Raw genomic sequence first — 12,556 nt, 5'->3', positions numbered from 1 at the left:
CATCAAATAATCTCCTCATTTTCTTTCTGTATATAATATCCTTTTTTAAACACTATAATTAAAAAATAATTTAATGCCAAAAATAAAATATTAATCAAGTAATTTTTTATTGAAAAATCAAACAAGCTACTTACATTATCTATATTCAAAATATTAATAACTAGATTAATTAATAACTGTAAAATTGTTGAACTAATTAAAAATAGAAAGGATTGTTTTAGATATTTTAAATTTTTAATTTTAAAATACTTATCGTTGCTAAACTCTAACAATAACCTACTCCATATCCCTAATAATTTTATAAATATAAAGCATATAACTATTGCCATTATAAGAATTAATAAGGGATAAATAATTGGTGCTTCAATTATGAAATCCCCATAGTCAAATATAAAATTCCCCTGACTATTCTGCCCTCCAAAGAAAATTCCCGCTACTCCTACTAACAATAGAAAAATAAGCAGAAAAATTAGGTACCGTGCAAAAGATAGAATAACTCCAATTTTCGTTAAAAGTTTATCCATATGTATACCTCCTTCTAATTATCGTATTAGAATAATTCTCTTTTCAAGATTATTCTAATACAATAATTATTCTTTGTCAATAGTTTTGCCAATTAATCTCAATTACTTAACACATATGAAGCTCACAATCACCTTAAAAAAAGTGATACTACTAAAATAAAAAATACCTCTTAATACTAAATCCGTTTTAAAGAGGTAAATTATTATATTTCTAAAAACTAACATTTGCTAATACTTGATTTACTGAAAAAGTTGATTAAACACAGTGTGCTATAATACACTAAAGTAATGATACTTTCAAGCTCGTCTCGTAAGAAAACTCACCTATCTCTCAAGAGTTAACAATACTCTTTCAATTGTCAGGTATTTATAATTTACACCCTAATGTACACTATCTTCCAGTAATCGATTATACAGCTCACAGGATTCTTTTAAATCATTATGCGTTCCATTATACTCTATTGTTTTATTATTTAATATAACGATTTCATCAGCAGAAATAATTGTCTTCAATCTATGAGCAATTATCAGAACTGTCTTTCCTTTCAAATACCTTTCTAAAGCAATTTGAACAAGCTTTTCTGTATGAGTATCCAAAGCAGATGTAGGTTCATCAAGTAAATAGATATCAGCATCCTGTAAAATCGCTCTAATTAAAGCGATACGTTGCCTTTGTCCACCTGATAATGTTACTCCTTTCTCTCCAATTATAGTTTCATATCCTTGATCCAAGCTATTCACAAAAGATTTCAAGTTAAATTGTTCCACCAATTCATTTAATCTATCCATCGAATAATGACTTACGCCATAAGTTATATTTTCTAGTAATGAACCATATGATAACTCCGTATCTTGTGAAAGGAAAGCAATTCTAGTCCTCCACGCTTTTAAAGGAATACTAGCAATATCTTTTTTGTCAAAGAATATCCTACCGTTTGTAGGAAGATAAAATCTTTCAATTAGCGAAAAAATTGTTGTTTTTCCAGCACCACTTACTCCAATAATAGCAGTAGTTTTATATAGCGGAAATTCATAATTAATATTTGTAAATATAATTTCATCATTATTATATGAAAACTCAATATTTTCTAAAAACAATCCCTTCTTATCTGTAATATTTCTTTCTACATCCTCAGATATCATATTTTTCTCAATAGGTTCTGAAAGTACGTCTTGTATCTTTTGAACAGAAGCTTTAAATTTTTGATAGTTAGCGAAGAAAGAAATTAATTGTGAAAATGGATCAGCCAATTGAAATAGGTATACTATGCTTGCAACTAAAGCTCCATTTGAAAGTGTACCATTTGATAACCTATACGTTCCATAACCAAATGTGATGACTAAAAGAACCATTACCACCATAGACGATATAGGAGAAAGAACGCCTAGTATTTTTCCTTCTTTAACACCAGTATTATACAAAGAATTGAACAAAGCACTTTCTTTTTTTAACTCCTCACTCTCAGATGTAGTCGCCTTAACTAGTCTAATTTTTGAAAGCGTTGAGCTTAGATCATTTTGTAAATTTGAAATATCTTTTCGATATTCTATAGATATTTTATATTCTTGATTCCCAAAATATCCAGTAATCAATACAGCCATTGGTACTGCAATTCCCAATAGCATAGCTAATTTCCAATCTATTGTAACAAGAATTATTATTGAACCTACGATAGAAACAATATTTGTAAAAAAGGAACTAATTTGAGTATTTAAAAATTCTAATATTTCGCCTGTATCGTGGATGATATTTGTTACAACCGCACCCGAACGATTTTTATCAAAATACGCTACAGGTAGTTTTAAAATATGAGACCATATCTTTATACGAATGTCCTTTACGATATTTTCTGATGTTTTATTTACAAAATAAAATGAAAGCGCAGTAAAGAATAATTGAACCAGAAAAAGTACTATAATCAACAGTATGTCAATGAGGTAAAGTCCATTTTTCATATTATCAATTAATTTCATGATAAAAATTGGAATGCTAAGGGAGACAAGGGTGCCAGAAAGTATTAGAAAACTCAAAAAAATAAGATATAGTCTATTTGGAATATACTCCTTTAAAAATAATATGTATAAATTATTCTTTCTTTTCATTCTATTACTCTTTCTATACAACTAGCCTTGAAAGACTTCAAGGCTAGTTAGGGTATTAATAGGTAAACTTTTACAGAAGAATTTTAGCAGAAAAACCAACTATTGTTGCTACTCATACGACAATTTAGACTCATACTAGATTTTGATCTAGTACCACTTGTTTTTTTTAATTGCTGTAAGGATAATATTTTCTTCATTGCTTCCTCCTATTTATAAGAAGATTGAAAATGAGAAGTAAACCCACTACACTAGGAAACTACCTAACAAATAAACCAACTAGCATGGCTACTGTTTTTGCAGTTTGTGCTTCTTGATGATTTAGCCATCAACTTTGTATTTTCTTTTACTTTGAGTTGTTGTAAAGATAGAATATTTTTCATATCTGTTCTCCTTTTTAATTATGGTTAAACTACTCTAATTTTATCTATTATAAAAGCATTGATTTCCATAAAAATACCCTATATTATATAAATATAATACCTCCCTAAAATTAGACAAAACCTATTATAGCAATTGATCTAAGGTTTCAGGAATGAGTGGGAACAAATTTTTCCAACTCTTCCCACCTAAGGTCTCTAAAGCAAGAAGCACACCTGATGAACCTGAAAATAAGTCTCCAGACAATTTATAACCATAATCCCCTGGAAACATCAATTCTTTATCTATATCTATTGCATACATTTGGAGTGTCCTAAGAGATGTTAGCGTTTTCTCTCTATCTATTATATCATATTCCTGCTCAATAAGGGAAATAAAAAGCAAAAAGCCTGCAAAACCTCTAAACAACCCACTATTATAGCAACAAAGAGTCTCGGACAGTGGAATAATTTGTTTAAATTTTTCTAAATAAGAAGTATCACCAGTCTGCTTTTCAAGACAAAGTAGAGCAATTGCAACTCCTACTCCTCCACCTGCAAGATAAGGTAGTAATCTCTGTTCGTCTTCTACATGTAGGATGCCATTATCATCCAATATGCAGCTCTCCAATTCCTTATTTAGCATTAATTCCGCATGGTTGAGCCATTTATTATTTCTTGTTACTCTATATAAAGCATTATAAAATAGAGTTGCTCCACTCCAACCGTCAAACAATCCCTTTGGAAAGAAATCTGGATCCTTTGAATAGATGTCAATATCACTATCAAAGATCTTTTTAATTCTATTAGCTATGTTGGTAGCTTTTTCCAAAAAAGAAGCATCATGTAAAGCAATATAAAACGATAAGTAAGCAAGCCCAATTCCTGACAGTCCCGTCATTAATGTTATATCTGTTTCATCTTCTGAAATATTTATAGAGTCAATAATTCTCATTGAACGTTGAGTTTCTCCGATCTCAAACAACACACAAGCTATGCCTGCCTTACCTGAAAATAGACCACAATCTACTTCAGATAAATACTTATCTTCAGAATATTTTATAGCCCACTCTTTAACTGTTATAGGAATCTCTCCAGTTCTTATTAATGACATTATTACTCCGAACCCACCAGTTAAAACATTATACAGCCCTCCTGAATATTCGTATTGCCTTATATCTCCTGGTATTAATTGTTTCTTCTGAGGCTTTATATGAGACATTATTCCTGCTCTAACTTTTGAAATTAATGTTTGCAAATCATATTCCTGAAAACTATCTTCAGCATTTGAATAATACATTCGTTTTGTCAATGGTAGCTCTGCCTTTAAGTTCACAACATAATCGTATGCTTCCTTGCCAAACGTTATTAAAATCCATTCATCTATTTTTCTTTCATTTTTGATATCAATATCCTGTATCGGGGCTATAGGTACTAGCATAGAATAAACCATTCGATAAAAGCTGAACCAGTCTGATTGTTTTCGTGTTTTGGAATGCTTAGAAATAAATCCTGGAGTAGCTAAACTGGGGGCATATTCTTCATCAATTGGTCCTGCAGTTTCAAAATCAATAACCTTAATTTCTAGTGTCTCGTTATTAATTAATATATTAGAAGGAGACAGATCTCCTATTCCAATACGTTTGTTGTGTATTTTTTGCAGTGCTGCTTTTATGTTCTCAGCGATATCCAATACCTTATAAAAATAATCTTTCCTTTTATTTTTTGAGCCATTAAATGGATAATTCTGGGCAATCCAAGACTGAAGTGGGATCCCATTAATTACCTCTTCAATCAAATAGACATTTTCCCATGCTTTAAAAAAATCATAAACATTCACCACTTCATCAATGTCTAACAACTTGGATAAGGCACTAAATTCAATCGATAATCTTTTAAATCCATCTTTTCCTGTACTGTCTAAACCTGATTCTGGTCTTCCTTCCTTGATAATCACTTCTTCTCCAGAAGACATGACTGTTGCTTTGTAAACTCCTCCTCCGTTACTAAAATGAATAGCTTCAAATATATTATAATCATCTAAATTACTCGCATCTAAGGATTCTCTTTCTTTTTCTGCCTCCATTAATTTTATTTTTTCAGGAATTTCTACAAATGATGGAACAACATAACCGGGTATTCTTTGATCCGGTATAATTTCTCCATATTCATCAATTATACCAGATTGTCCATCTCTAGTACGCATTTCTAAAAATCCGCCATATCTAAAATAGACATTTCCAAAAAACCATCGATTATCGTTTAATATATATGCTCCCAATTCTAAACCAGAAAGTACTTCATTTAGCTCATCCAGTAAAGTAAAAAATAAATAAATTGTGGCTGGATATATCGTAATGAATTTTCCTGAAGCGCTTCTATCCCCATATTTCGAGTTTTTTACAAACAAATCCCATGTACTCATAACAAATTTAAAATGAGTATTCCTAGAAATAAGAAGTTTTGATACAATGTCCAATGTCTTTTGAGTGTTTTCGAGTGTGGAGCTGATATGAATCTTCCATCCCTGTGGGGGTATAGGAATACCAATTGGTCCACAATAATGCCAATGTTTTTCTTTATCAATTTTTGAGTACCATCCTTCCGGCAAATCCTTTACATAAAGCTTTGTTTTCTTTTTATTAGCTTCCCCCGAGCGCTTATAAAATTTACAATTTGGCGTTAAATACATTTCATATCGTAAATCCATAGCTATCCTCCATCATATGTTCTCCAACTGTGAGTTTCAATAAAGCTAGGCCTCTCTTCTTGCTCTTTCACAAGATAGTCAAGTATAAGCTTGAAGTCTTCATTCCAAGGCGCACACCATAAAACACCCTTTTCAGACACAAAAGACAGACTAACTGTCCCAACAATGTTAAATCTATTTTTACTTTGGCATAACAAAGGACCTCCTGACATACCTTCTTTTTTACAAGTTTTAATTCCTATTAAGTTTGAAAAATATAAACGATCTGCTATTCCTATATTATTTTTTTTTATATACAACTTATTCGCAAATATTATCTTTCCTGGAAAACCAGCAATTATAAAACTTTCATTAATTGGAATATTGAAATACGGTGTTAGATAGGATTTATCAAATTTTAGGCAATTATCATCGCAATCTATAGTAAAAAAAGCAATATCATACTCTGGCGCATATAATTCCGACCAATATTTATGTAAAAAAACATCTCCAAGTGTATAAGTTATTTTACTGCTTGGGATAGTAAATTTGAAATCCTTATAAAATACATCATCATTTATATTATAAACGCAGTGTGCAGCTGTTGCTACAATCCATTTGTTTTTATAGTAAAAAATACACCCCGAGCCTTTCTGTCTCCCTTTTCCGTCCCCTTCATAAGAAAGAATACCAATACGATTTTCTAATTTATCAACCATAGCTTCCTCCAAAAGAAACCGCTTACTTAATTGGATTATAACACTTTTTTAAGAATAGTTCAATTTTTTATAAAGCAAGTTAAAATATAATAATAACTAATCATTATTTGATTATAAAATACTATTTATTCCTATCATCAGTCTATAGTAATAAATTTTTCCCAAAAAGTATAGTCGTAAAATTATTCTTACTATTCGAATATAAGTGGCTTTTTTAATACATCCCTACTAATACCAAAAAGCCACTGTTTCCAGTGACTTCGTAAAGCCTTTCGCTAAAAGATTCTTACGCTTTCACCAGCAAAGCTACACACTCGACGTGATGCGTTTGCGGAAATAAGTCCACCGGCTGGACTTTCTTCAATTCATAGCCCAACTCTTGGTAGAGTTTGATATCACGCGCCATGGTCGCAACATTACAGGAGATATAGGCAATGCGGTCAGCTCCTGTTTGGGCACTTGCTTTGATGAAGCTCTCTGTCAGGCCCTTGCGGGGTGGGTCGACAAGGATAGCGGTTGGCTGAATTCCTTCCTTGAGCCAAGTCTTCATGGCATTTTCAGCTGTGTCACAGACATAGTGAGCATTGGTAATGCCATTTAAGGTAGCATTCTTCTGGCTATTTTCTACTGCTTCTGGGATGACTTCTACTCCATAAACTTCCTTGACATGCTTGGCAACTGATAAGCCAATAGTTCCGATTCCTGAGTAGGCATCAATCACCACATCATCTTCTCTTAAGTCCGCAAAGTCAATAGCTGTTTGATAGAGCTTCTCTGCCATTTGAGTATTGACCTGGTAAAAGGCTGGTCCAGAGATTTGGAAGTTGTTACCCAACATTTGGTCCATAATATAATCTTGACCATAGAGAACCCGCCATTCTTTCCCGAAAATAGCATTGGTATTCTGGTCATTGATATTCTGTATGATGGTCTTGATAGCAGGGAAGGCTTCTGTCAAGCGGTCAATCAGCTGCTCTACTCGGAAAATCTTGGGACGGGTTGTGACCAGGATTACCATGATTTCCCCTGAATAATGCCCACGGCGAACAACTAGATTGCGAATGAGTCCAGTCTTTTCTTGCTCGTCGTAAGGTTTGAGGTCAAAGCGACGCAGTAAGTCGCGTGTAAAGAGGATAACTTGGTCAATGACTGGATCCTGAATATAAAAATCTTCAATCGGCAGGAGGTCATGGGAATTTTTCCGGAAAAATCCTGTTTCCAGCTGGCCATTGACACGGCGGACAGGCACTTGAGCCTTATTACGGTAGCCCAACGGCTGCTCCATACCAAGTGTCGGCGGCACCTCTACATCAGACAAACCAGCAATCTTATAGAGACTGTCCTTGACCTGCTTGCGTTTGAAGTCTAACTGGGCTGGATAGTTCAGATGCCCCAAGTCGGCAATCCCCGTACGCAGATAGGCCATATCAAGATTTTCATTGCGCTGATCTGAAGTACGGAAAAATTCCTCCACCTTGCCAAAGCCAATTTTTTTGTTGACCTTGAGCACACGCATGCGGATGAGTTCACCCGGCAGGGCATTTTCCACAAAGAAAACCAGGCCTTCTGCCTTGGCCACCCCTGCTCCCTCATGGCTCAGATCCACAATTTCAACTTCAATCATATCATTCTTTTTTAACATATTTTTCTCTTTCTGCTTTATCGCTCTGCCTCTTCCCAAAAGAAAAGGCAGGACATCGTCCTACCTTTCATTATATCATATATCTTATCTGAGACCCATTTGCTGCAGTCTTTCTTTATAGGCTTCAAAGTCAATCAAGAGCCCTTGGCCACCGTACATGTCATAGGTATCAACCCAGTCGCCATTTTCCGGAATCGTCAGGCGCTCAACCCCATTGCGGGAATCTCCTGCCATAGAGAGACCATTAGTCAAAAGGAAGCTGTAAGTCACATTGGTCGAAGTCAAGGCAAAGACCTTACCAAGAGCCTCTGACCCAGTAAAGAGCTTAGTCGGATCTTTGACCTGCTGGAAAACAGCTGTCAAAACTTCCTGCTGGCGGCGGGTCCGGCCAAAGTCACCTTCGTCATCCTTACGGAAGCGAGCGTAGTTGAGCAAGGTCCGACCGTCCATCTGCTGCTGACCTACCTTGATTGTTTGATTGGGTACCACACCGTCTTTCATATTCAGGTCATCTGGTACTTCAACTTCAGTCACCCTTTCCCCATCAATGGTTGAGAACTGGGCATTCATGCTGACGCCATTTGGGAAAAGGGTGTCAATAGCTGTCGCAAAGGTCTGGAAATCCACCAGTGCATAATATTTGATGTCCAAATCGAAATTGTCCTTGAGCATCTGGCGGACATAGTCTGCACCGCGGTTGTGGTTTTGCTCCCCAATCGTATAGGCAGAATTGAGCTTTTGGTCATAGTAATCGGCCTGCGACGGGTCCGTGTACTCATTGCTGACGCCGTCAATGTGAATAAGAGTATCACGCATAAAGCTGACCAATTTCACCTTGTGGTCCTTATTCCCAACGTTCAAGACCATAATGGAGTCAGTCCGCGTCTCAGTCGAGTCGTCACCAACCCGGCCATCCGTCCCAAGAATGAGGATATTCACTCCGTCCTTAGTATCCTTGCCGTCAAAGAATTCCGTTTCTGCTGGTTTAGAATTGCCAGTATGAGCTGTCGTCAAGCCTTTGATAAACATGAAAATCATGCCCCCCAAGACCATAAGCAGGAAAATCCCTGCCCAGAGCAGAATCCGTTTCAAGCGGATTTTTTTGCGGGGTTTCTTAGGCTTATCTTGTCCCAGACCAGCTCCTGCCAGAGCTTCCGACGCTTTCTTTTGCTTTCTGCTGCGAGAAGAACGCTCAGGGTACTTGGGCAAGAGGCCAGAAGAATCCATTTCCACTGGCTCTTGCTCATAGGCGTCGCTAACTGTATGCGGCTGCTCTTCATGGTCAGGCGCACTGGCTGAACCGCCAATCCCCTTGGACTTCTGACGCAGATAGTCAAATTCTTTCTTTTCTTTAGCGTTTAGATAATAATAATTTTTATAGAGATAATCTAAGCGGAGCTGTTCATGATGGCTAAGATTTTCTGGTTTCTTCATCTCTTCTCCAATCTACTGCTACTTGTCCTGAATCAGAAACACACTGTAGCTACCAAAAATTTTATAAGTAATTCCAAGACTTGTCAACTCTTGATAGGCAAAATCCGCCAATTTTTTCTGTTCGTTGTCAATGTCAATAATGAAGAAATACTCTCCCAAAGCCGTTTTTAGAGGCCGGCTCTCAATCTTGGTCAGGTCAATCCCACGCCAAGCAAAGGTCGACAAAGCCTTATAGAGGGCACCAGGCAAATTGTCCGGCAGGGTCAAAGCCAGTGTCTGCTTGTCTCCTACCTTGACCAGTTCAAGCTCAGGCACCTCATGACCTAGAATCCAGAAGCGGGTATAATTTTCTTCCATTTCCTGAATGTCGCTGGCTGCTACTTTAAGCCCGTATTCTGCTGCAGCCGTGCGCGGGGCAATAGCCGCAAAATTCTTTTCAGGATGTTCTGCCACAAAACGAGCTGCATAGGCCGTACTAGCTGTCACCTCAATGGCAGCCTGCGGATAATGCTGGCGGATGTATTTCTTTCCTTGGGCAATAGCCTGCGGATGAGAAAATATCTTCTTGATCGGCTTCTCCAAATCGGTCACCAAGAGCTGCTGCTTGATGGGCTGTACAATCTCAGCCACCGCCTGAATATCTGCTTGATGAAAGAGATAGTCCAACGTCTCATGGACACTGCCCTCAATGGAATTTTCCACCGGAACAACCGAGTAATCCACTTCCCTAGCCTCATAAGCCTTCATGACCTCGGTGATATTCTGATAGGGCACCAAGTCCTGGCTGGGAAAAGCAGCCTGGGCTACATGGTGAGAAAAGGAGCCTCTAGGACCTAAAAATGCTATTTTCATTGAATTTCCTCAATAATTTCCTGCGGGCTTTTGAGCCTCGTATCAACAATCTGGGTCGCTACTTCCTCATACCAGGCCTGACGCTGCTCAAAAATCTGCTGCAAGTCTGATTTGCTCTGGTTTAAGAACAGAGGCCGCTCTTGCTCAGCATCCTGCTGAATTCGCTGGTAGAGCGTTTCAAAATCTGCTTTCAGGTAGATATTGTCAGCATTCTGAGCCAGCAGTCTGCGATTTTCAGGGCTGACCACCACACCGCCGCCAGTTGAGACCACCAAGTCCGTATCAATCAACTCAGCCAAGAGCTGGACTTCAGCAGCCCGAAAGGCCGCTTCACCATGCTGGTCAAAATAGTCCTTGATTGACATGCCCAGCCGCTGGCAGAGCAGTTCATCCATATCGACAAAGTCTTGGGCTAAGCCTCGGGCCACTGTGGATTTTCCGGCTCCCATAAAGCCTAGCAATATCCTAGCCATGCATCAAGCCCTCCAAGTCGTTGAAGAAGCTTGGATAGCTGGTCTTAATGGCTTCAGACCGCTCAAGTTCTACCTGACCACTTTGAGCCAACAAAGCAGCAATTGCCGTCATCATCCCAATGCGATGGTCACCCAAGGTGTTGACCTGTGCGCCGTGTAAAGGTGTTTTCCCTTCGATAATCATGCCGTCTTCCGTCGGGGTAATAGCTGCGCCCATGCTATTGAGAGCGTCTGCTACTACCTGGATCCGGTCGGTTTCCTTGACTTTGAGCTCCTCTGCATCACGAATGACAGTCCGTCCCTGAGCCTGCGTCGCAAGAAGAGCAATAATCGGCAGCTCATCGATCAAGCGCGGGATAATCTCGCCGCCAATCTCAGTGCCCTTAAGCTCAGAAGTCTCAACGGTAATGGTTGCAGACTTGGCTACTGGATCAACATCTGACAGCGTCATCTGTCCGCCCATGGCCTCTATCACTTCTAGAATCCCTGTACGAGTTTCATTGATGCCGACATTCTCTAAGACAATCTTAGAGTCCGGTACAATCAATCCAGCCACCAGCCAGAAAGCCGCGCTGGAAATGTCTCCTGGGACCGTCACTTCTTGGGCAGTGAATTCCTGACTGCCCTGAATGCGAATTTCCTTCCCCTTGACTTCAATCTGCCCACCAAATTGGGCAATCATATCTTCTGTATGATTACGAGTGATTTCCTTTTCTATAATAATCGACTCTCCCTGAGCCTGCAGGGCAGCAAAAATCAAGGCCGACTTAACCTGAGCAGAAGCCACTGGCAGCTGATAATGAATAGACTTCAGTTCCCTACTGCCCTTCATCTTGAGCGGTGGTAAATCACGCTCAGTCCGACCAGCAATCTCGACTCCCATCTGCCGCAGAGGGATGGTCACCCGATCCATAGGGCGCTTGGATAGACTGTCGTCACCAAACATCTCCGCTTCGAAATCCTGACCAGCCAAAACACCAGAAATCAAACGGATAGACGTTCCAGAATTGCCCATATCCAGCTTATTTTTCGGTGCTTGCAGACCTTCAAATCCTACACCATGTATCTTGACTAGATTTCCATCGTCCTCAATCTGCACGCCTAAGTCACGAAAAACCTGCATGGTAGACAGCACATCTTCTCCTCGCAGAATGTCGCGAACAGTAGTGACCCCCTTGGCCAAACTGCCAAAAATAATGGAACGGTGACTGATAGACTTATCTCCAGGTACGCGGATACGCCCTTTCAGGCCTCTTACATTGGTTGATAATTTCATAGGTGACCTCGTACTTTCCTTTGTTGCTTCTTATTTTATCATAAAAAGACCAGAAATTCTTAAAATTTCTGGAATCCTAGCTGAAGCAAAAAGAATCCAGGTATTCAGCCCAGATTCCTCTTTTTTATTAGCTTACTTAAGCAAATCCTGCACCGGATCAAAGATGATACGCTCAATGTCCGCTAGATAGATGGACAATTGCTGCTGCTTATTGAAGAATTCAGAAAGAACAGCATTGCCCTGAATCTTCTCACCAAAGGAAGTCATCTTGTCCTGTACCTCCTGAGTCGGTACCTGACCAGTATGAGCCAGCTGTTGCAACTCCTGCTGGAAAGTCAGATAATCCGCAAAAATAGCCTTCGCTTCGCTATCAGCATCTACTGCTTTCTTGCTTTCTGCGACTGCTTGGTACTCAGGCAATTCACGCAGATTTCTGCTCAGTTCATTGGCTAAATCATAAATATTTGACATAGAGTTCTCCAATCTAT

The 12,556-nt window shown here is 38.5% G+C and carries 12 protein-coding genes; all 12 read right to left on the bottom strand.

Features of this window, described 5'->3' with window-relative positions; translation table 11 throughout:
* Positions 1–2 precede the first annotated feature (2 nt).
* The 12 genes from MFP28_RS04530 to MFP28_RS04475 all read right to left on the bottom strand — a co-directional run bounded on the left by MFP28_RS04530 (position 3) and on the right by MFP28_RS04475 (position 12,539).
* The gene (locus tag MFP28_RS04530; protein ID WP_002906198.1) at positions 3–524 is read right to left on the bottom strand and encodes a DUF2975 domain-containing protein; all 522 of its coding nucleotides are present in this window, start codon (positions 522–524) and stop codon (positions 3–5) included.
* 381 nt (positions 525–905) lie between these two features.
* Positions 906–2,627 (bottom strand): ABC transporter ATP-binding protein, encoded by a 1,722-nt coding sequence (locus MFP28_RS04525; RefSeq protein ID WP_002906197.1) that lies wholly within the window; start codon positions 2,625–2,627, stop codon positions 906–908.
* 83 nt (positions 2,628–2,710) lie between these two features.
* On the bottom strand, positions 2,711–2,824 hold the full coding sequence (locus tag MFP28_RS04520; protein ID WP_221761899.1) for a class III lanthipeptide: 114 nt from the start codon (positions 2,822–2,824) through the stop codon (positions 2,711–2,713).
* 63 nt (positions 2,825–2,887) lie between these two features.
* Complete coding sequence (locus MFP28_RS04515) at positions 2,888–3,007, bottom strand: class III lanthipeptide (RefSeq protein WP_216725501.1); 120 nt, start codon at positions 3,005–3,007, stop codon at positions 2,888–2,890.
* Between the two features lie 124 nt (positions 3,008–3,131).
* Positions 3,132–5,693, bottom strand: coding sequence for a class III lanthionine synthetase LanKC (lanKC, locus tag MFP28_RS04510; RefSeq protein ID WP_427192005.1), 2,562 nt, complete (start codon positions 5,691–5,693; stop codon positions 3,132–3,134).
* A gap of 2 nt (positions 5,694–5,695) precedes the next feature.
* Positions 5,696–6,391, bottom strand: coding sequence for a trypsin-like serine peptidase (locus MFP28_RS04505; protein WP_002906195.1), 696 nt, complete (start codon positions 6,389–6,391; stop codon positions 5,696–5,698).
* Positions 6,392–6,677: 286 nt separating this feature from the next.
* The gene (gene rlmD / locus MFP28_RS04500) at positions 6,678–8,033 is read right to left on the bottom strand and encodes a 23S rRNA (uracil(1939)-C(5))-methyltransferase RlmD (protein ID WP_080556439.1); all 1,356 of its coding nucleotides are present in this window, start codon (positions 8,031–8,033) and stop codon (positions 6,678–6,680) included.
* A gap of 84 nt (positions 8,034–8,117) precedes the next feature.
* Positions 8,118–9,467 carry an LCP family protein gene (locus MFP28_RS04495; RefSeq protein ID WP_002906193.1) on the bottom strand — a complete coding sequence of 450 codons (1,350 nt, stop codon included), beginning with the start codon at positions 9,465–9,467 and terminating at the stop codon, positions 8,118–8,120.
* Between the two features lie 18 nt (positions 9,468–9,485).
* A complete protein-coding gene (gene pheA / locus MFP28_RS04490) occupies positions 9,486–10,319 on the bottom strand; it encodes a prephenate dehydratase (protein ID WP_002906192.1) in 834 nt (277 codons plus the stop codon).
* Positions 10,316–10,792: a shikimate kinase gene (locus tag MFP28_RS04485; protein ID WP_002906191.1), complete on the bottom strand. Its 477-nt coding sequence runs from the start codon at positions 10,790–10,792 to the stop codon at positions 10,316–10,318. The genes pheA and MFP28_RS04485 overlap by 4 nt, the downstream gene beginning before the upstream one ends.
* Positions 10,785–12,068 (bottom strand): 3-phosphoshikimate 1-carboxyvinyltransferase, encoded by a 1,284-nt coding sequence (gene aroA, locus MFP28_RS04480; RefSeq protein WP_002906190.1) that lies wholly within the window; start codon positions 12,066–12,068, stop codon positions 10,785–10,787. Before aroA ends, MFP28_RS04485 begins: the two co-directional genes overlap by 8 nt.
* A 132-nt stretch (positions 12,069–12,200) precedes the next feature.
* The gene (locus MFP28_RS04475; protein ID WP_002906188.1) at positions 12,201–12,539 is read right to left on the bottom strand and encodes a YlbF/YmcA family competence regulator; all 339 of its coding nucleotides are present in this window, start codon (positions 12,537–12,539) and stop codon (positions 12,201–12,203) included.
* Positions 12,540–12,556: the final 17 nt, after the last annotated feature.

It is taken from the genome of Streptococcus sanguinis (genome assembly GCF_050234405.1).
Classification (GTDB): Bacteria; Bacillota; Bacilli; order Lactobacillales; family Streptococcaceae; genus Streptococcus; species Streptococcus sanguinis_W.
The sequence above is the reverse complement of the archived record's forward strand: the minus strand, read 5'-3'. Positions and strand labels throughout refer to the sequence as shown.

What these genes read in the sequence shown, in the direction of transcription:
- aroA (WP_002906190.1), bottom strand. Translation starts at nt 12,068, where the DNA reads ATGAAATTATCAACCAATGTAAGAGGCCTGAAAGGGCGTATCCGCGTA.
- MFP28_RS04475 (WP_002906188.1), bottom strand. Translation starts at nt 12,539, where the DNA reads ATGTCAAATATTTATGATTTAGCCAATGAACTGAGCAGAAATCTGCGT.
- MFP28_RS04520 (WP_221761899.1), bottom strand. Translation starts at nt 2,824, where the DNA reads ATGAAGAAAATATTATCCTTACAGCAATTAAAAAAAACAAGTGGTACT.
- MFP28_RS04485 (WP_002906191.1), bottom strand. Translation starts at nt 10,792, where the DNA reads ATGGCTAGGATATTGCTAGGCTTTATGGGAGCCGGAAAATCCACAGTG.
- MFP28_RS04495 (WP_002906193.1), bottom strand. Translation starts at nt 9,467, where the DNA reads ATGAAGAAACCAGAAAATCTTAGCCATCATGAACAGCTCCGCTTAGAT.
- MFP28_RS04515 (WP_216725501.1), bottom strand. Translation starts at nt 3,007, where the DNA reads ATGAAAAATATTCTATCTTTACAACAACTCAAAGTAAAAGAAAATACA.
- MFP28_RS04525 (WP_002906197.1), bottom strand. Translation starts at nt 2,627, where the DNA reads ATGAAAAGAAAGAATAATTTATACATATTATTTTTAAAGGAGTATATT.
- MFP28_RS04505 (WP_002906195.1), bottom strand. Translation starts at nt 6,391, where the DNA reads ATGGTTGATAAATTAGAAAATCGTATTGGTATTCTTTCTTATGAAGGG.
- MFP28_RS04530 (WP_002906198.1), bottom strand. Translation starts at nt 524, where the DNA reads ATGGATAAACTTTTAACGAAAATTGGAGTTATTCTATCTTTTGCACGG.
- rlmD (WP_080556439.1), bottom strand. Translation starts at nt 8,033, where the DNA reads ATGTTAAAAAAGAATGATATGATTGAAGTTGAAATTGTGGATCTGAGC.
- lanKC (WP_427192005.1), bottom strand. Translation starts at nt 5,693, where the DNA reads ATGGATTTACGATATGAAATGTATTTAACGCCAAATTGTAAATTTTAT.
- pheA (WP_002906192.1), bottom strand. Translation starts at nt 10,319, where the DNA reads ATGAAAATAGCATTTTTAGGTCCTAGAGGCTCCTTTTCTCACCATGTA.